This is a genomic window from Cryobacterium arcticum (assembly GCF_003185895.1).
Classification (GTDB): Bacteria; Actinomycetota; Actinomycetes; order Actinomycetales; family Microbacteriaceae; genus Cryobacterium; species Cryobacterium arcticum.
Genome location: NZ_QHLY01000012.1, coordinates 731,486 through 749,572 on the forward strand (window position 1 = coordinate 731,486; position 18,087 = coordinate 749,572).

Below are 18,087 nucleotides of genomic sequence, written 5' to 3' on the forward strand. Positions count from 1 at the left end.
CTCGTTCAGGAGAAGGCGCTGTGCAGACAACCAGGCTCGCGATTGTTCGGCACGGCCAGACCGACTGGAACCTGGAGAAGCGTATCCAGGGCAGCACCGACATCCCCCTGAACAGCCTCGGTCGCGCCCAGGCGGCCGAAACCGGGTTGAACCTGGCCGGTGTGCCGTGGGCCGCGATCGTGAGCAGCCCGCTCGTTCGTGCCCACGAGACGGCCCGCATCATCGCCGGCGAATTGGATCTGCCTGCACCCCTGGTGATTCCGGAACTGACCGAGCGTCATCACGGCGAGATCGAGGGACTCACCTTCACCGAACGCCAGCTGCGCTTCCCGGACGGGTCGCGCGTTCCGGGGCTGGAGAGCCGCCAGGCGGTGCTCGACCGGGTTCTGCCCGCCCTCGAGCGGGTCGCGGCCGACCATCAGGGCGGGCAGGTGATCGTGGTCTGCCACGGCGGAGTGATCGGCACCCTGGTGCGCTACGCAACCGACGGGGCGCGCCCCGCCGCCGGCGAGCTCATCCCGAACGGCTCGGTGCACGACTTCCGGTGGCAGGACGGCCGGCTCGAGTTGGAGAGTTTCCTCTCGGTGCCCTGAGCGAGTCGGCCTCAGCGCTGCCTGTCGGTGGCAGCGGTGCCGGTCAACACGGCCAGGAGGCGGGCGGCGGAGGTCGCCCAGGTGAACCGGGCGGCCTGCACCAGCGAGCGTTGTGACCGGCTGGCCCACTCCCCCGGCACGTCGAGGTTGCGCACGGCGGCCGCGACGGCGTCGGGGTCGCGCGGGGTGACATAGCTGGCCGCGTCGCCGCCGATCTCCCGGAAGATGGGGATGTCACTGACGACCACCGGGATGCCCAGGCTCATCGCCTCCACCAGCGGAATTCCGAAGCCCTCGTCGAGGGAGGTGGTGACCAGCGCGGTCGCACTGTCCAGCAGGGCCACGTACTCGGCATCGCTGACCCCGTTGTGGAAGACCAGCCGGGCCTGCGGGGCGAGCGCGGACAGTCGGGCGCGCTCGGCGTCGCCGATCCGGCTGAGCAGGTGCAGTTCGTAGCCGGGCAGGGCCGCAGTTGCGCGCACCAGGGTGTCGACGTTCTTGTACGGCATGAACGAGCCCATGTAGATCAGGCGCTTCGTCGCCGGGGCCGACCGGTCGGTCGGCTCTCCCGTTGCGGCGACGGCGTCGGCCGCGTTGGGCACGACAGAGACGGGCCGCCGGGTGAGCCGGTGGCGCTGGATCAGTCCGGCGGTGGTCTCTGACACCGTCACGACGCCGTCCGACCGGTTCAGCAGCATCCGTTGTGGCCACCAGGAGAGGTGATACAACCGCCAGAGCAGCCGGATGCCGGCCGAGAATTCTCGCGGCGGGGTGCGGTTGCGGTAGTAGATCAGATCGTGCACCGTCAGCACGAGCCGGTAACGGCGACCCCACGACCCCATCGTCTGCATGGGACTGAAGACGATGTCGGGCGAGAGCTTGTTCACCGTCAGGGCCACGAGAGGTTCGAGCACACTCGTGGGTGAGCGCACCAACTGCCACGGCAGCGCCGGCAGCATGTCCAGCTGCCGGTGGTCACTGATCAGCATCGTCACCGGATGCAGCCGGCCGAGTTCGGTGACCAGGCCCGCCGTGTACCGGCTGATGCCGTCGTGCCTGTCGGTGCGGGTGTACCGGCAGTCGAAGACGATGCGCAGCGAACCCTGGGGCGCGGCGGTCACGAGGCGTCACCGGCGAGGAAGGCGCGCAGTTCACGGGCGGCGTCCTCGGGGACCTCGTAGTGGATGAGGTGGCCGACCCCGGGCAGCACCACGAGCCGCGCGTCGGGGAAGGACGCGCGCAATCGCACCTGCGCGGCCACCGGGGTGATGTCATCCTTCTCGGCGGCGATCAGCAGGGTGCGGCTCGCGATGGAGGCGGCGTACTCGCTGACATCGTTGCTGACCGACGCGGTGAAGGCCTCGAGCACCACGGTGCGGTCGGCGAAGGCGGAGAAATACCTGTCGTGCTGGTTGTGGATCCACCGGCGACGCTGCGGGCTGGGCGTCTTGGCCATGGTGATGCTCATCACTCGCACGATCACCCGGTTGCGCAGCAGCGCGAATCCGGCTCGCTCCGGCAGCTTGGCGGCCAACCAGTAGTAGAAGACGGCAAGGCGGGTCAGGATGCCGCGCGGGCCCGAGAGGGCGGGCGCCGCGATCGGGTTCACCAGCACCAGGTCGTGCGCGGGAAGCCCGGCGGGGGCGGCTGCCGCGGCGGAGACGATGATGGACCCGAACGAATGCCCGAGCACGACGAGGCGACCGGGGATCGCCGCGAGGCGGAGGAATTCGGCCAGCCAGGCGGCGTAGGACTCGATGGTGTGCGGCAGGGTCGCGAAGGCCGCGGATTCGCCGAACCCGGGCAGATCGGGCGAGATCACGCGAAGGCCGTGCAGCTGCGCCACGACGGCCTCGAGCCCATGATGATCCCCCCGGAAACCATGCACCATCACGATGGTGACCGGGGATTCAGGGTCGCCGTATTCCCAGTACCTGGTGTCGCTGCCGAGCACAGACAGGGTGTGGGCGCGTGCGTCCATGAGGGTGAGCAGGTCGGCGTAAGGCGAGGGAACGATCATCGTTCCCAGTTTAGGCTGGCCGCAGCATCGCGGCTCGACAGAACCTGCGCCGATCGACCTAGACTCACTGCATCAGCACCAGCCACCGCCGCGACCGGGCCGGGAGGAACGCCGTGAGCTTTACCGCACCGATACAACTTCCCGGGCTCACGCTCGACCCGCGGTGGTATCGCAGGGCCGTGTTCTACGAGGTGATGGTCCGATCGTTCGTCGACAGCAACGCCGATGGCGCCGGCGACCTGTCCGGCCTGATCTCCAAGCTGGACTACCTGCAGTGGCTGGGCATCGACGCCCTCTGGATCCCGCCGTTCTTCACCTCGCCGTTGCGGGACGGTGGGTACGACGTGGCCGACTACCGCACGATCCTGCCGGAGTTCGGCACCCTCGAGGAATTCAAGGAGCTGGTGACGAAGGCGCACGAACGGAATATGCGCATCGTGATCGACCTGCCGCTCAATCACACCTCCGACCAGCACCCCTGGTTCCAGCAGTCTCGACGCGACCCCGACGGCCCGTACGGCGAGTTCTACGTCTGGAACGATACCGACGACAGGTACCCCGACATCCGCATCATCTTCACCGATACCGAGGAGTCGAACTGGGCGTTCGATTCCGTTCGCCGCCAGTTCTACTTCCACCGGTTCTTCTCCCACCAACCGGACCTCAACTTCGAGAACCCGGCGGTGCACAGCGCCATCATCGAGGTGGTGCGCTACTGGCTGGACATGGGCGTCGACGGGTTCAGGTTGGATGCGATCCCCTACCTCTACGAGTCAGAGGAAGGCAACGGTGAGGGTGAACCGCCCACCCACGAGTTCATCAGGCGGTTGCGGGCGATGGTCGACCGAGACTATCCGGGCCGGGTGATGATCGCCGAGGCGAACCAGTGGCCGCGGGAGGTGGCGGCGTTCTTCGGCACTGAAGACGAACCGGAGTGCCACATGGCCTTCGACTTCCCAGTGATGCCGCGGGTGTTCTATTCGCTGCGCTCCCAACGCGCCGGCGAACTGGTGCGGGTGCTCTCCGAGACGACGGACATTCCCGAGGGCGCCGGCTGGGCGGTTTTCCTGCGCAATCACGACGAACTCACGCTGGAGATGGTGAGCGAGGAGTACCGGCAGGCCATGTACGGCTGGTACGCGTACGACCCGCGGATGCGCGCGAACATCGGCATCCGCCGCCGGCTGGCGCCCCTGCTCGACAACTCCCGGTCGGAGCTCGAGCTCGCGCACGCGTTGTTGTTCTCGCTCGCCGGCAGTCCGTTCCTGTACTACGGCGACGAGATCGGCATGGGCGACAACATCTGGCTGCCGGACCGGGACAGCTCACGCACGCCCATGCAGTGGACGCCGGACCGCAACGGCGGGTTCTCGGCCGCGGACCCGGGCAAGCTCTACCTGCCGGTCGTGCAGTCGCTGGTGTACAACTTCGCCCAGACCAACGTGGAGTCCCACCTGGCCCAGTCCGGTTCGCTGCTGCACTGGATCCGGAACGTGATCCACGTGCGGAAGGCACACCCGACGTTCGGCCTGGGGTCAATCCGGGTGCTGACCACTGACCACGAATCCATCCTGGCCTTCGTGCGGGAGTATCCGGGGTCGGGCTCGAGCTTCGGCGATCAGCCGGAGACGGTGCTCTGCGTGTTCAGCTTCGCCCACAACCCGGTGGGATTCAGGATTGAGGAACCCGACCTGGCCGGCACCCGGCTCTACGACATCTTCGGCGGGGCGGTGTTCCCGCCCTTCGACGATGCGGGCGGGCTGACCCTGACGCTGGGTGCACAGAGTTTCTACTGGTTGCACTGCGGCTAGATCGCGCACGCGTCGCGCTCCGGCTGATCTCGCGCGGCTTAAACCGAAAGGGCGACCAGCCGAAGCTGGTCGCCCTGTCGTGCAGCTGGGGTCGGACTACTTGCCGAAGCCCTTGTAGCGCGAGTTGAACTTCTCCACGCGTCCGGCGGAGTCCATGATGCGCTGCTTGCCCGTGTAGAACGGGTGCGACTCGGAGGAGATTTCCACGTCGATGACCGGGTACGTGGTGCCGTCTTCCCACTCGATGGTCTTCGAGCTGGAGACCGTCGAACGGGTAAGGAACGTCGCACCCGACGCGAGGTCGCGGAAGACCACGGGAGCGTATGTGGGGTGAATGTCAGACTTCATGGAGACTTCCTTGGTGCGTTTCGGTGGGTGGGTTCTGGCTCGCCGGTTGCGGCAGAAAAGTATTCCGGTCACGAGGACCAGCTATGGAGTTTAGCAGAATCTTGGGCCCTGAGGTGCCCAGGACACGGGAACGGTCAGATTGCGCGTGCCGAGTACCGTCCGTCGGTCTCGGTGAGCTCGATCTCGAGCCCGAACGCCTCGCTGAGAGTAGCAGCGGTGAGGGCTTCCGCGAGCGGTCCGGCGCTGACGACCTTGCCGCCGGAGAGCAGCAGCACGTGGGTGAATCCACGCGGGATCTCTTCCACGTGGTGGGTGACCATGATGATCGCCGGGGAGTTCGGCTCGCTGGCGTACCCGCTGAGCAGGCGCAGCAGCTCTTCGCGGGCGCCGAGGTCGAGGCTGGCGGCGGGTTCGTCGAGCAGCAGGATCTCGGGGTCGGTCATGATCGACCTGGCGATCTGCACCCGCTTCTGTTCACCGTCGCTCAGGGTGCCGAACTTGCGGTCGGCGAGGTGGTCGAGCTTCCACTCGGTGAGCACGCGTTGGGCGCGGCGCTCGTCGATCTCCTCGTATTCCTCGTTCCAGCGACCCGTGACCGAGTACGCCGCCGTCATCACGACGTTGAGCACGGTTTCGCCGGCCGGCACCCGGCGGGCCATCGCGGTGGAGGCAAAGCCGATGCGGGGGCGGAGTTCGAACAGATCGCTGCCGCCGAGGGGTTCTTCGAGTACCTCTGCGGTTCCCTTGGACGGGTGGATGAGCGCGGCGGCGATCTGCAGCGTGGTGGTCTTGCCGGCGCCGTTCGGGCCGAGGATCACCCAACGCTGATCGCTGTCCACGCTCCAATCCACTGAGTCGAGGATGGTGGTGCCACCCCGGACGACGGAAACCTCGGTGAAGTGAAGAACGTTGACCATGACCATAAGCCCATGTTATCGGGCGGCGCGAGCGGTCAGGTCACGCCTCTCCCGGTCGCTCAGAGCAGGCCGGCGTAAATCTCCCTGGTGCTCGCGGCGATCTGGCCCCAACTGAAGATCTTCTCGGCGCGGACCCGGCCGGCGCGGCCCATTTCGGCGGCGCGAGCGGGATCGGCGACCACCTCGGTGAGGATGCGGGCGAGATCGGCCACGAAGACCTCGGGGTCGGTCGGGGTGCCGGTTCCGTCGCTGAGCTGGTCGATGGGCACCAGCCGGCCGGTCTCGCCATCCGCGACCACCTCGGGGATGCCGCCGGTGGCGGTGCCGACGACGGGGAGGCCGCAGGCCATCGCCTCGAGGTTGACGATGCCGAGCGGTTCGTAGACCGATGGGCAGACGAAGACGGTTCCGGCGGTGAGCACCGCAGACAGCTCGTGCTGCGGCAGCAGCCGGTCGATCCAGACCACACCGGAGCGTTCCTTCTGCAACGCTTCGACACCCGCGGTGACCTCGGCGAGAATGCCGGCGGTGTCGGGCGCTCCGGCGCAGAGCACCAGCTGGACCTCCGGCGGCAGCAGGGCGGCAGCGCGCAAGAGGTAGGGCAGGCCCTTCTGCCGGGTGATCCGGCCGACGAACACCACAGACGGACGGTCGGGATCGATGCCCAGGGCACGCACGGTGGCGTCGTCCTCTGTGGGCTTCCAGCGGTCCAGGTCGATGCCGTTGTAGACGACGTGCACGCGGGACTCATCCAGCGCCGGGTAGCTGCGCAGGATGTCGGCGCGCATCCCGCCGCTGACGGCGATGACGGCGTCGGCGGCCTCGAACGCGGTCTTCTCGATCCAGCTCGACACCCGGTAGCCGCCGCCGAGCTGTTCGGCCTTCCACGGCCGCAACGGCTCGAGGCTGTGCGCCGTGACGACGTGCGGAACACCGTGCAGCAGCTTGGCGATATGCCCGGCGCCGTTGGCATACCAGGTGTGCGAGTGCACGATGTCGGCTCCGGCGACGTCCTGGGCCATCTGCAGGTCGACGCCCAACGTGGTCAGGGTGGCGTTGGCGTCAGCGAGTTCTGCCGGCACGCCATACGCGAAGGTGTCGGCCTCGGTGCGGGGCGCCCCGAAGCAGCGCACGGTGACATCGATGTCGGTTCGGAGGGCCTTGACCAGTTCCGCGACGTGGACACCGGCGCCTCCGTAAATCTCGGGCGGATATTCCTTGGTGAGCAGATCGACGCGCATGCAGTAAAACTAGCGCAGGGTGAAGGGCGGACACACCCCCACACGCTGGTCGTTCCTCCCGGATGGCCCTACTCTGAAGTTATGAAGGCCCAGAAGATCTTTGGAATCGTTCTCGCAGGCGGCGAGGGAAAACGGCTGATGCCGTTGACCGAAGACCGCGCCAAACCAGCGGTGCCGTTTGGAGGGCATTACCGGTTGATCGACTTCGCTCTGTCGAACCTGATCAACTCCGGTGTCACCCAGATCGTCGTCCTGACCCAGTACAAGTCCCACAGCCTCGACCGGCACGTGTCGCAGACCTGGCATGTTTCCGGTGGACTGTTCAACTCCTACATCGCCTCCGTCCCCGCACAGCAGCGGCTCGGTAAGCGCTGGTTCAGCGGTTCTGCGGATGCGATCCTGCAGAGCCTCAACCTGATCCATGACGAGAAGCCCGACATCGTCGTCGTGGTCGGTGCCGACCACGTCTACCGCATGGACTTCAGCCAGATGATCGATGCACACATCGCGTCGGGCGCCCAGGCTACCGTCGCCGCCATCCGCCAGCCCATCGGTCTGGCCGACCAGTTCGGCGTCATCGATGTGGATGCCGCGACCCCCGACCGGATCAAGGACTTCCTGGAGAAGCCCAAGGACGCTGTCGGACTGGCCGATGCGCCGCACGAGGTGTTCGCCTCGATGGGCAACTACGTCTTCAACGCCGACGCCCTGATCGAGGCCGTGCGCCGCGATGGCGAACGTACAGACTCCAGCCACGACATGGGTGGTGACATCGTTCCCGACTTCGTCTCTCGCGGGGAAGCCGGTGTGTACGACCTGCAGCGCAACGAGGTGCCGGGGTCAACGGATCGCGACCGGTACTACTGGCGCGATGTGGGAACCATCGATTCGTTCTTCGAGGCCCACCAGGACCTGATCAGCGCGCTGCCGGTGTTCAACCTCTACAACCAGAGCTGGCCGATCTTCAGCCAGCAGCTGAACTCGCCGCCGGCGAAGTTCGTGCGCGATGCCAAGGGTTCCCTCGGCACCGTGATCGACTCGATCGTGTCGCTGGGCTGCGTCATCTCGGGCGCGCACCTCGAGCGCAGCGTGGTGGGGCCCTGGGCCGTCATCGACTCCGGCGCGCACGTGGTGGACTCGATCGTGTTCGACCGGGTGCAGATCCGTCCGGGCGCCGTCGTGCACCGCGCGATCCTCGACAAGGACGTCGTCGTCGAGGACGGCGCCAGCATCGGCGTCGACCGCGACCGCGACCTGGCCCGTGGGTTCAGCGTCACCGAGTCCGGAATCACCGTTGTCGGGAAGGGTGTGCACGTACACCCGTGATTCCCGCAGCACGATTCCTCGTTGTCCTGGATGCCGACTCCACCCTCATCGAGAACGAGGTCATCGAGCTTCTCGCTGACGCGGCCGGTTCCCTCGCCCAAGTGGCCGAGGTGACCGACCGCGCCATGCGGGGCGAGCTCGACTTCGCCGCGAGCCTGCGGGAGCGGGTGGCGACCTTGGCCGGGTTGCCCGCCGGGGTGTTCGCCGAGGTGGGAGCCCTCGTGCGGCCCACCGCCGGTGTGCACGACCTGATCGCCGGTCTGCACGCTGCGGGAAGCACCATCGGTGTGGTCTCCGGCGGCTTCCACGAGATCCTCGATCCACTCGCTGCAACCCTGGGCCTGGACCACTGGCGGGCCAATCGGCTCGAGGTGGCCGACGGTCACCTCACCGGCCGTCTGGTCGGGCCGATCATCGACGCGACCGCGAAGGCCACGGCCCTGGCCGAATGGGCAGCGCTGGACGGTGTGGACCTGTGCTCGACGGTTGCGGTGGGTGACGGGGCCAACGACCTCACCATGATGCGCATCGCCGGTCTCGGGGTCGCGTTCAACGCCAAGCCGATCGTGCGCCGCTCGGCTGACCTGTCGATCGGCACGACCAACCTCAGTCAGATCCTGCCCCTCCTTGGGCTGCGCGGCTGACGGACCGTCGGCCTCATCGGCCGTACTGACACGAACGAGCCCGGCCGGACCAATGGTCCGACCGGGCTCGACGGCATCCATCGATCGTGCGGGTCAGTGGCCCATGCCCAGACCGCCGTCGACGGGGATGACCGCGCCGGAGATGTAGGCGGCGTCATCGCCGGCGACCCAGGTGACGACCCGGGCGACCTCGGCCGGTGAGGCGAATCGTCCGGCCGGGATGTTGCGCTTGTACTCGGCCTGCTGCGCCTCGGGCAGGGCGGCGGTCATGTCGGTCTCGATGAAGCCGGGAGCCACGACGTTGGCGGTGATGCCGCGGGCGCCGAGTTCGCGGGTGACCGAGCGGGCCAGGCCGACCAGGCCGCTCTTCGACGAGGAGTAGTTCACCTGGCCGGCCGAGCCGTACAGGCCGACGACGCTGGAGATGAGCACGATCCGGCCGAACCGGGCCTTCAGCATGCCCTTCGAGGCCCGTTTGACCACGCGGAAGGCGCCGCTGAGGTTGGTGTCGATCACCGAGGTGAAGTCGTCCTCCGACATGCGCATCAGCAGGGTGTCCTTGGTGATGCCGGCGTTGGCGACGACGACCTCGACCGGGCCGTATGCGGCCTCGATCTCGGTGAAGGCGGCATCGATCGAGGCGTAGTCGGTGACATCGGCGCGCACGGTGAGGCTGCCGGCGGGACCCTCGCCGGAGCGGGCGGTGATGGCCACGCGGTGACCCTGGGCCAGGAATTCCTCGGCGATGGCGTAGCCGATACCGCGGTTGCCTCCGGTTACCAGAACTGTTCGAGCGGTCGCCATGGCGCGGTCCTTTCAGTGGGAATGCCCGCGGGGTGTGCGGGCACAGATCCATTCAGCTTAGAGCGTTCTCGGATGTCACCCCGGATGCCGGCAGGGGACGTAGGCTGGATGCACTACATGGACAGGCGTACCGAGTGTGATCACCGGGTGAGGCGATGGGCACGATGAAGCAGCAATCGATCACGACGCTCCCTCCGTCTCCGGAGGACGAGCGCCGTCGCCGCATGATCCGGTATGCCGTCACGATGGGCATCCGCATGGTCTGCATCGTGCTGATGCTGTTCGTGCAGGGTTGGTGGCTGCTGGTGTGCGCCCTCGGCGCCATCCTGCTTCCCTATTTCGCCGTCGTCGCGGCCAATGTGCACGGCGAGCAGCGCTCCCCCACCGTCCTTCGTCCGGGCGCTGTCGCGGTGCTGCCGTCTGTTCCCCTCCAGGGCCGGTCGGCCCCGACGAACGCGGAGTCGATGGGCACGGATTCGACGGCCTCCGATCGGGACCGGGACGAGAACCAGCCCGACGGACAGGGCCGTGCGCCTGGAGAGACGCTGTGATCGGTTTCGGCGCCGCGCCGGAGACGACGAGCTGCTCGCGCGCCGGCTGCCGCGAATCCGCGCTCTGGCGGCTGGACTGGCGCAACCCTCGCATCCACACCGAGGAGCGGGTGAAGACCTGGCTGGCCTGCGCCGAACACGTCGACTTCCTGCGCGACTTCCTCTCCACCCGGGATTTCCCGCTCCGGGTGAGCCCACTCACCCCCACCAACGTCGACAGCTCCGAATCGGAGCACGCATGAGTGGCTGGCGCTTCCTGCTGTCGAAACAATGGGCCGGCTACCTGGCGCTCACCATCGTGTTCGCCGTGGTCTGCTCGGGGCTGGGCATGTGGCAGCTGGCCCGGCGGGCGGAAGCGCAGGCCGAGATCAGCCGGGTCGACGCGAACTTCGACGCCGACGCCGTGAACCTCACCGACGCGCTGCCGACGCTGGATTCCTTCGAGGAGTCCCAGAAATGGCTGCCGGTCGAGATGACCGGCACCTACCTGCTCGACCAGGAACTGCTGGTGCGCAACCGCACCTTCAACATCAACCCGGGCTTCGAAGTCCTCACTCCCCTGCTTCTGGCCAACGGCGACATCTTCATCGTCGACCGCGGCTGGATTCCCACCGGTGAGAATCAGGATGCGCCGGACTCCGTGCCCGCGGCGCCGACCGGCGAGGTCACCGTGGTAGCCAGGCTCAAGCAGGGCGAACCCGTTCTGGCCGGCCGCAGCGCGACCGGCAACCAGGTTGCGACGATCAACCTGCCCGCCATCGCCGACCGGCTCGGCGCCGACACCTACACCGGGGCATACGGCCTGATGAAGACCGAGGATCCCGCCCCCGCCGACCGGCCGACGGCCGTCGCCCGCCCGGTGCGCGACGAGGGTCCGCACCTGTCCTACGCCTTCCAGTGGTTTGTCTTCGCCCTGATGGGATTCATCGGCCTGGGCTGGGCGGCCAGGCAGGAGTTCCGCAACATCAACTCCGAGGTTCCCGAAGAGCAGCTCCGGGCGGCGGAGCGGGCCAAGCGACAGGCCGCGAAGCCGCGCAGCGACGCCGAGATCGAAGACGAACTGATGGACCAGCACAGCTGACGTGTGCTGCCGGAAGGCACGGTTGCAGCAGAAAACCCGCCGGCCCTCACGGGGCGGCGGGTTCTTCTTTGTCTGCTTGTCGTCGTTAGGCGAGCGTGATCAGATCGAGGTAGTCCTTGTTCCAGTGGTCCTCTGTGCCGTCGGGCATGATGAGCACGCGTTCCGGGTTGAGCGCCTCGACGGCGCCCTCGTCGTGGCTGACCAGGACCACGGCGCCGGTGAAGTGCGCCAGGGCGTCGAGGATCTCTTCACGGCTGGCCGGGTCGAGGTTGTTGGTCGGTTCGTCCAGCAGCAGCACGTTGGCGCCGGACACCACGATCATCGCCAGGGCCAGCCGGGTCTTCTCACCACCGGAGAGCACGCCGGCCGGCTTGTGGGAGTCGTCACCGGTGAACAGGAACGAACCGAGCACTCGCCGCGCTTCCATCTCGGTGATGTTCGGCGAGGAGGAGATCATGTTCTGCAGCACGCTGCGTTTCACGTCGATGGTCTCGTGTTCCTGGGCGAAGTAGCCGATCCGCAGGCCGTGGCCGGCCACGATCTCTCCAGTGTCGGGCTTGTCCACTCCGGCGAGCATCCGCAGCAGGGTGGTCTTGCCGGCACCGTTGAGGCCGAGGATGACGACCTTGGACCCGCGGTCGATGGCGAGGTCGACGGCCGCGAAGATCTCCAGCGACCCGTAGCTCTTCGACAGGTCGTTGGCCATCAGCGGGGTGCGGCCGCACGGAGCGGGCTCGGGGAAGCGCAGTTTCGCGACCCGGTCGACAGCGCGAACAGCGTCCAGGCCGGAGAGGAGCTTCTCGGCGCGGGCGACCATCTGGTGCGCGGCGGCGGCCTTGCTGGCCTTGGCACCGAACTTGGCGGCCTGCAGCTGCAGGGTCGAGGCCTTCTTCTCGGCGTTGGCGCGTTCTTTCTTACGACGGTCGGCGTCGGCGACGCGCTGCCGCTGGTAGTTCTTCCAGTTCATGTTGTAGATGTCGATGACCATGCGGTTGGCATCGAGGTAGAACACGCGGTTGACGGTGTCGCCGACGAGTTCGATGTCGTGGCTGATGATGATGCAGCCGCCGCGATAGTTCTTCACGAACTCCCGCAGCCACACCACGGAGTCGGCGTCGAGGTGGTTGGTGGGCTCGTCGAGAATCATCGTCTCGGCGGCGGAGAACAGGATGCGGGCCAGCTCGATCCGGCGACGCTGGCCACCGGAGAGAGTGCGCAGCGGCTGGTCGAGAATGCGGTCGGGCAGGTTCAGGTTGCTGGCGATGGACGCCGCTTCGGCTTCGGCCGCATAACCGCCGAGCGCGTTGAACTCATCCGTGAGGACGCCGTAGCGTTTCATCGCTCGTTCGCTGATCTTGCTGTCGGGCGATCCCATCTCGATGCCGGCCTGGGTGAGGCCGAGCGAGATGGTGCCGAGGCCGCGGGCATCGAGGATGCGGGTGCGGGCGAGCATGTCCGGGTCGCCGGAGCGGGGGTCCTGCGGCAGGTAGCCGATCTCGCCGGAGCTCTCGATCTTGCCCTTGGTGGGCAGGGTCTCCCGGGCCAGGGTCTTGGTCAGCGTGGTCTTACCGGCACCGTTGCGCCCGACCAGGCCGATCTTGTCGCCGGCGGATACGCGGAAGCTGACATCCTCCATGAGCACGCGCGCCCCAACTCGGATTTCGAGATCTTGCACACTGAGCACAGCAATAGTCCATTCAGAGGAGTCGTGGGAGGGCCGGCCAAACACGGCCAGTCCACCAGTATATTTGCTCGCGCGGGGTTTCGGTCCCGCCGGGCGGTATTGGGTCTCGCTCGGCGGCCCTAGTGAGCGGGAATCCGGCCGGCGGGCAGCAGCGCGGGCAGGGCCGACCGCAGCCAGGCAGTGTAGGTCTCGGTCGACCAGCCGAGGTCGAGAACGAGGGTCTGGAAGACCTGGGGATGACCGAGCGCCCAGATCGACGCCGCGGCCTCATGATCGCTCAATCCGGCGCGAAGACCCAGCCGCGAGCGGAGCACCGCGACCGCATCGCCGTACGCCACCAGGCTGCGGGCGGCGCTGGAGAGCTCCAGCTCGCGGATCTCCGGGTCGATACCAGCCGCCTCGTTCAGCACCCGCTGGATCGGTGCCGCCCGTTGGTTGCCGTCCACGATCCAGTCGGCGAGGACACCGAGGGCGACTCCAGCGGTTTCGGCAGCGGCGAGCCGGGCTGCCAGATCCGGCCCAGACCTGCCGCCGGCGCCGGCTCGGTCGGTGGCCCCGGCGAGCACGGATGCGAGGACGTCGGCCTTGGACCCGACCGAGTTGTAGATCGTCTGCACGGCGACGCCGGCGCCGTCGGCGATCGCGGCAATCGACGTGCCGACGTAGCCCCGGTCCCGCATCAGAATCGTGGCGGCGTCGACGATGTCCGCGCGTGTGCCCGCGGTCTGGGCGTCTCGCCGGGCTTGGCTGCGGGATGGGCTGGTATCCATCTGTTTAGAATACCCCTCCAGTGATTGGTGCAGCATTACACTCGTCTGTTTTCGGGCGCTCCCGGGATGACGAGCGTTAAAAAGAACCGCGCCGGGTGCGGATGCTGAGGGCATCGGCACCCGGCGCGGGCGGTGAAACGACTCGGATTCAGATGGAGAAACCGAGGGCGCGCATCATGTCGCGACCGTCGTCGGTAATCTTTTCCGGACCCCACGGCGGCATCCACACCCAGTTGATGCGGAACTGTTCGACGACGCCGTCCAGGGCCTCTGCGGTTTGTTCCTCGAGTACGTCGGTGAGCGGGCAGCCGGCCGAGGTGAGCGTCATGTGGATGATGAGCGCGTCGTTCTCGTCGTCCCAGCCGAGGTCGTAGATCAGGCCGAGGTCGACGACGTTGATGCCGAGCTCCGGATCCATGACGTCTTTCAGGGCCTCTTCGATCTCGTCGAAGCGCGCAGGGGTGAGTGTCGAGACCATGGTTCTAGCCTACGGGCGTCTCGGTCAGGAAGCGATCGTATCCTTCGTCTTCCAGACGGTCGGCCAGCTCGGGGCCGCCCTGCTCAGCGATGCGGCCGTCGACGAAGACGTGCACGAAGTCGGGCTTGATGTAGCGCAGGATGCGGGTGTAGTGCGTGATCAGGAGCAGGCCCAGGCCGGTGTTCTCCTTGGCGCGGTTGACGCCCTCGGAGACGATCTTCAGGGCGTCCACGTCGAGGCCGGAGTCGGTCTCGTCGAGAACGGCGAACTTCGGCTTGAGCAGTTCGAGCTGGAGGATCTCGTTGCGCTTCTTCTCGCCGCCGGAGAAGCCCTCGTTGACGTTGCGCTCGGCGAAGCTCTTGTCCATCCGCAGCTTGACCATGGACTCGCGCACATCCTTGATCCAGGTGCGGATCGCGGGTGCCTCACCGTCGATGGCGGTCTTGGCCGTGCGCAGGAAGTTCGTGACGGTGACGCCGGGGATCTCGACCGGGTACTGCATGGCGAGGAAGAGGCCCGCCCGGGCGCGCTCGTCGACAGTCATGGTGAGCACCTCTGCGCCGTCGAGGAGGATCGATCCACTGTCGACGTGATACTTGGGGTGGCCGGCGATCGTGTAGGCCAGGGTGGACTTGCCGGAGCCGTTCGGCCCCATGATCGCGTGGATTTCGCCCTCGTTGATGATGAGGTCGACACCGCGCAGGATCTGCTTGGTGCCCTGGTCGGTCTCGACACTGACGTGCAGGTCTTTGATCTCAAGAACAGACATTATTCGGTATCTCTTTCGTAGTCCGCAGGTGGTGCGGGCGTTCGGATGTGGGCGGCCGGGTGGCCGGCGGGTGCTTAGACGGCGATGGTGACCAGCGGGTCGATGAACACGTCACCGTCGATCAGGTCGACCTGGTAGACGGGTACAGGCTCATAGGCCGGGAGGGTCAGTGGGCGCCCGGTCTTGAGCGAGAACTTGGAGCCGTGCGCCCAGCATTCCAGGGTGTCGTCCTCGACGAAGCCCTCTGACAGCGAGATGTCGCCGTGGGTGCAGGTGTCGCCGATCGCGAAGACGGTGTCGTGCGAGTCCCGCACGACGGCGATGTTCACACCGTCGATCTCGACCTTGATGGCCTCGTTGGGTTCGAGGTCGTCGAGCGCACAAATCTTGGTTGACGCCATGTTCAGTTGCCTTCTGTTCCGCGGAGTTCGTTTTCGATGGCGCCCTGCAGTCGCTCTTCCAGCGGCGCCGAGCCGATGTGCTGCACGATCTCGCTGAGGAAGCCGCGCACGACGAGACGTCGCGCTTCGATCTCGCCGATACCCCTGGACTGCAGGTAGAAGAGCTGCTCGTCGTCGAATCGTCCCGTGGCGCTGGCGTGGCCGGCACCGAGGATGTCACCGGTCTCGATTTCCAGGTTCGGGATGGAATCCGCGCGAGTGCCTTCGGTCAGGACCAGGTTGCGGTTCTGCTCGTAGCTGTCGGTTCCGGGTGCGGTGTTGCCGATGAGCACGTCACCGATCCACACCGTGCGCGCACCTGCGCCCTGGAGGGCGCCCTTGTAGTTGACCCGGCTGCGGGTGTTGGGTGCGTCATGGTTGACGTAGACCTGCTGCTCGAGGTGCTGGCCGGCGTCGGCGAAGTAGAGGCCGAACAGCTCGGTGTCACTGCCGGGACCGGCCAGGATCACCGACGGGTTGACCCGGACGATGCTGCCGCCGAGGGAGACGACGACGTGCTTGAGGCGCGCGTCGCGGCCTATCGTGGCGAAGTGGTTGGCCAGCTGCACGGCGTCGGCGTTCCACTCCTGAAGCGTCACGACAGTGAGGTTGGCGGACTCGCCGACGATGATCTCGACGTTCTCGGAGATGCGGGCGTCGCCGATGTTCTGCAGGATCACGACGGCCTGGCTGAACGGCTTGGCTTCGATGATCGTGTGCGCGGCGCGCGGAACGGAGCCCAGGGTGGCACGGGTGAGCGTGATCTCCTTGGCCTCCTCGCCGCTGACGGTGATCGCCAGCGCCTGTCCGAAACTGCTCCAGGCGTTAGCAGCGGCGCGCTCCTCCGGGGCGCCGGCCGTGCCGACACGAGCGTCGGTGCGGTCAACCCAGGAGACGTCGACATCCGCGTGCGGGGTCGTGTCGAAGTCGTAGTTGGAGCCGTCGAGTTCTCCGGCGGTGAGGTCGGTGAACTTGCCGACGGGCGAGAGCTTCCAGACGGCTTCCCGGCCGGTGACGGCGGCGAAGTCGGCGGGCTCGAAGCTCTTGAACCGCGCAGAGCGGGTCTGCACCGGCACGAAGCCGAACCGGCCGTCGGAGTGCTCCTTGATACCGTGCTGTTCTGCGGTGGGCAAAGCCTCCGACGAGGATGATGTGGGGGCGGTTGAAGTTGAGGCGGCGGACATTTAGCCGACGGATCCTTCCATGCCCATTTCAATGAGCTTGTTGAGTTCGAGGGCGTACTCCATCGGGAGCTCCCTGGCGATGGGTTCGATGAAGCCACGCACGATCATGGCCATGGCTTCGTCTTCGGGCATGCCGCGGCTCATCAGGTAGAACAGCTGTTCTTCGCTGACCCGGGAGACCGTGGCCTCGTGACCGAGCTGCACGTCGTCGACGCGGATGTCGATGGCCGGGTAGGTGTCGGAGCGCGACTGGGTGTCAACGAGCAGGGCGTCACAGCGCACGGTGTTGGCGGAGTGGTGCGCGGTGGCATCCACTCGCACCTCACCGCGGTAGCCGGCGCGGCCGCCGCCGCGGGCGATCGACTTGGACACGATCGAGGACTGCGTGTACGGGGCCATGTGGATCATCTTGGCGCCGGCATCCTGGTGCTGGCCGGGGCCGGCGAACGCGACGGAGAGGGTCTCGCCCTTGGCGTGCTCCCCCATCAGGTAGATCGACGGGTACTTCATGGTGACCTTGGAACCGATGTTGCCGTCGATCCACTCCATGGTGGCGCCCTCGGCGGCCGTGGCGCGCTTGGTGACGAGGTTGTAGACGTTGTTCGACCAGTTCTGGATGGTCGTGTAGCGAACGCGGGCGTTCTTCTTCACGATGATCTCGACCACGGCGGAGTGCAGCGAGTCCGACTTGTAGATCGGCGCGGTGCAACCCTCGATGTAGTGCACGTAGCTGCCCTCATCGGCGATGATCAGGGTGCGCTCGAACTGACCCATGTTCTCGGTGTTGATCCGGAAGTAGGCCTGCAGCGGGATCTCGACGTGCACGCCCGGGGGGACGTAGACGAACGAGCCGCCCGACCAGACCGAGGTGTTCAGCGCGGCAAACTTGTTGTCGCCGGACGGGATGACGCTGCCGAAGTACTCCTCGAAGAATTCCGGGTGTTCCTTGAGCGCAGTGTCGGTGTCCATGAAGATGACGCCCTGGGCTTCGAGTTCCTCGTTGATCTGGTGGTAGACCACTTCGGACTCGTACTGCGCGGCGACGCCGGAGACCAGGCGCTGACGCTCGGCTTCGGGGATGCCGAGCTTCTCGTAGGTGTTCTTGATGTCGTCCGGCAGGTCTTCCCAGGTTTGGGCCTGCTTCTCGGTGGAGCGGACGAAGTACTTGATGTTGTCGAAGTCGATCTCCGACAGGTCTGCACCCCAGGTGGGCATGGGCTTGCGCTCGAAGAGCTGCAGCGCCTTCAGGCGGCGCTCGAGCATCCACGCCGGTTCTTTTTTCAGGTTCGAGATGTCGGTGACAACCTCGGGCGAAATACCGCGGCGTGCGGATGCGCCGGCGGCGTCGGAATCGGACCAGCCGAATTCGTACACCCCCAGGCCTGCGAGCTCGGGTCGGTCAAGTAGAACGTCAGACATCTTTACC

At 66.7% G+C, this 18,087-nt stretch carries 20 protein-coding genes; 7 read left to right on the forward strand and 13 right to left on the reverse strand.

What is annotated here, in order from left to right:
• The first annotated feature begins 20 nt into the window (after positions 1–20).
• Positions 21–593 carry a histidine phosphatase family protein gene (locus tag CTB96_RS13090; protein WP_110127316.1) on the forward strand — a complete coding sequence of 191 codons (573 nt, stop codon included), beginning with the start codon at positions 21–23 and terminating at the stop codon, positions 591–593.
• An 11-nt stretch (positions 594–604) separates the two neighbouring features.
• Here CTB96_RS13090 and CTB96_RS13095 read toward each other — a convergent pair whose 3' ends face one another.
• A complete protein-coding gene (locus CTB96_RS13095; RefSeq protein WP_110128481.1) occupies positions 605–1,690 on the reverse strand; it encodes a glycosyltransferase family 4 protein in 1,086 nt (361 codons plus the stop codon).
• A 20-nt stretch (positions 1,691–1,710) separates the two neighbouring features.
• Entirely contained in the window at positions 1,711–2,613 is a 903-nt protein-coding gene (locus CTB96_RS13100) for an alpha/beta fold hydrolase (RefSeq protein ID WP_110127317.1), read from the reverse strand.
• Positions 2,614–2,726: 113 nt separating this feature from the next.
• On the opposite strand from CTB96_RS13100, the gene treS reads away from it, so the two are divergent.
• Positions 2,727–4,424, forward strand: coding sequence for a maltose alpha-D-glucosyltransferase (gene treS, locus CTB96_RS13105; RefSeq protein WP_110127318.1), 1,698 nt, complete (start codon positions 2,727–2,729; stop codon positions 4,422–4,424).
• A 96-nt stretch (positions 4,425–4,520) separates the two neighbouring features.
• Here the strand turns inward: treS and CTB96_RS13110 are convergent, their stop codons facing one another.
• The 3 genes from CTB96_RS13110 to glgA form a co-directional block, all read right to left on the reverse strand.
• On the reverse strand, positions 4,521–4,772 hold the full coding sequence (locus CTB96_RS13110; RefSeq protein WP_066595443.1) for a type B 50S ribosomal protein L31: 252 nt from the start codon (positions 4,770–4,772) through the stop codon (positions 4,521–4,523).
• 134 nt (positions 4,773–4,906) lie between these two features.
• Entirely contained in the window at positions 4,907–5,689 is a 783-nt protein-coding gene (locus tag CTB96_RS13115; RefSeq protein ID WP_110128482.1) for an ABC transporter ATP-binding protein, read from the reverse strand.
• Positions 5,690–5,748: 59 nt separating this feature from the next.
• Positions 5,749–6,930 carry a glycogen synthase gene (glgA, locus tag CTB96_RS13120; RefSeq protein ID WP_110127319.1) on the reverse strand — a complete coding sequence of 394 codons (1,182 nt, stop codon included), beginning with the start codon at positions 6,928–6,930 and terminating at the stop codon, positions 5,749–5,751.
• Between the two features lie 81 nt (positions 6,931–7,011).
• Here glgA and CTB96_RS13125 point away from each other — a divergent pair, with 81 nt between their 5' ends.
• Together CTB96_RS13125 and serB are read left to right on the forward strand one after the other, a co-directional pair.
• Entirely contained in the window at positions 7,012–8,256 is a 1,245-nt protein-coding gene (locus CTB96_RS13125; RefSeq protein ID WP_110127320.1) for a glucose-1-phosphate adenylyltransferase, read from the forward strand.
• Positions 8,256–8,900 (forward strand): phosphoserine phosphatase SerB, encoded by a 645-nt coding sequence (gene serB, locus CTB96_RS13130; RefSeq protein ID WP_219993299.1) that lies wholly within the window; start codon positions 8,256–8,258, stop codon positions 8,898–8,900. The genes CTB96_RS13125 and serB overlap by 1 nt, the downstream gene beginning before the upstream one ends.
• A gap of 93 nt (positions 8,901–8,993) precedes the next feature.
• On the opposite strand, the gene fabG is transcribed toward serB, so the two are convergent.
• Complete coding sequence (fabG, locus tag CTB96_RS13135) at positions 8,994–9,704, reverse strand: 3-oxoacyl-ACP reductase FabG (RefSeq protein WP_110127322.1); 711 nt, start codon at positions 9,702–9,704, stop codon at positions 8,994–8,996.
• Between the two features lie 164 nt (positions 9,705–9,868).
• Between fabG and CTB96_RS13140 the strand changes: the two genes are divergently transcribed.
• From CTB96_RS13140 to CTB96_RS13150, 3 genes are read left to right on the forward strand one after another with little or no spacing between them, the layout of a single operon-like run.
• A complete protein-coding gene (locus CTB96_RS13140) occupies positions 9,869–10,255 on the forward strand; it encodes a DUF3099 domain-containing protein (protein ID WP_110128483.1) in 387 nt (128 codons plus the stop codon).
• The gene (locus CTB96_RS13145; protein ID WP_110127323.1) at positions 10,252–10,497 is read left to right on the forward strand and encodes a hypothetical protein; all 246 of its coding nucleotides are present in this window, start codon (positions 10,252–10,254) and stop codon (positions 10,495–10,497) included. The genes CTB96_RS13140 and CTB96_RS13145 overlap by 4 nt, the downstream gene beginning before the upstream one ends.
• Positions 10,494–11,336 carry an SURF1 family cytochrome oxidase biogenesis protein gene (locus tag CTB96_RS13150; protein WP_110127324.1) on the forward strand — a complete coding sequence of 281 codons (843 nt, stop codon included), beginning with the start codon at positions 10,494–10,496 and terminating at the stop codon, positions 11,334–11,336. The genes CTB96_RS13145 and CTB96_RS13150 overlap by 4 nt, the downstream gene beginning before the upstream one ends.
• An 85-nt stretch (positions 11,337–11,421) precedes the next feature.
• On the opposite strand, the gene CTB96_RS13155 is transcribed toward CTB96_RS13150, so the two are convergent.
• The 7 genes from CTB96_RS13155 to sufB form a co-directional block, all read right to left on the reverse strand.
• Entirely contained in the window at positions 11,422–13,020 is a 1,599-nt protein-coding gene (locus CTB96_RS13155) for an ABC-F family ATP-binding cassette domain-containing protein (RefSeq protein ID WP_110127325.1), read from the reverse strand.
• Positions 13,021–13,139: 119 nt separating this feature from the next.
• A complete protein-coding gene (locus CTB96_RS13160; RefSeq protein ID WP_181397254.1) occupies positions 13,140–13,790 on the reverse strand; it encodes a TetR/AcrR family transcriptional regulator in 651 nt (216 codons plus the stop codon).
• A 148-nt stretch (positions 13,791–13,938) separates the two neighbouring features.
• On the reverse strand, positions 13,939–14,268 hold the full coding sequence (locus CTB96_RS13165; RefSeq protein ID WP_066595469.1) for a metal-sulfur cluster assembly factor: 330 nt from the start codon (positions 14,266–14,268) through the stop codon (positions 13,939–13,941).
• 4 nt (positions 14,269–14,272) lie between these two features.
• Positions 14,273–15,037, reverse strand: a complete 765-nt coding sequence (sufC, locus tag CTB96_RS13170; RefSeq protein ID WP_110127327.1) for a Fe-S cluster assembly ATPase SufC — start codon at positions 15,035–15,037, stop codon at positions 14,273–14,275.
• 74 nt (positions 15,038–15,111) lie between these two features.
• Positions 15,112–15,438 carry a non-heme iron oxygenase ferredoxin subunit gene (locus CTB96_RS13175; protein ID WP_110127328.1) on the reverse strand — a complete coding sequence of 109 codons (327 nt, stop codon included), beginning with the start codon at positions 15,436–15,438 and terminating at the stop codon, positions 15,112–15,114.
• A gap of 2 nt (positions 15,439–15,440) precedes the next feature.
• A complete protein-coding gene (gene sufD, locus CTB96_RS13180) occupies positions 15,441–16,661 on the reverse strand; it encodes a Fe-S cluster assembly protein SufD (protein WP_110127329.1) in 1,221 nt (406 codons plus the stop codon).
• Positions 16,662–18,080, reverse strand: coding sequence for a Fe-S cluster assembly protein SufB (gene sufB, locus CTB96_RS13185; protein ID WP_110127330.1), 1,419 nt, complete (start codon positions 18,078–18,080; stop codon positions 16,662–16,664). It lies immediately after the preceding gene.
• Positions 18,081–18,087 lie beyond the last annotated feature (7 nt).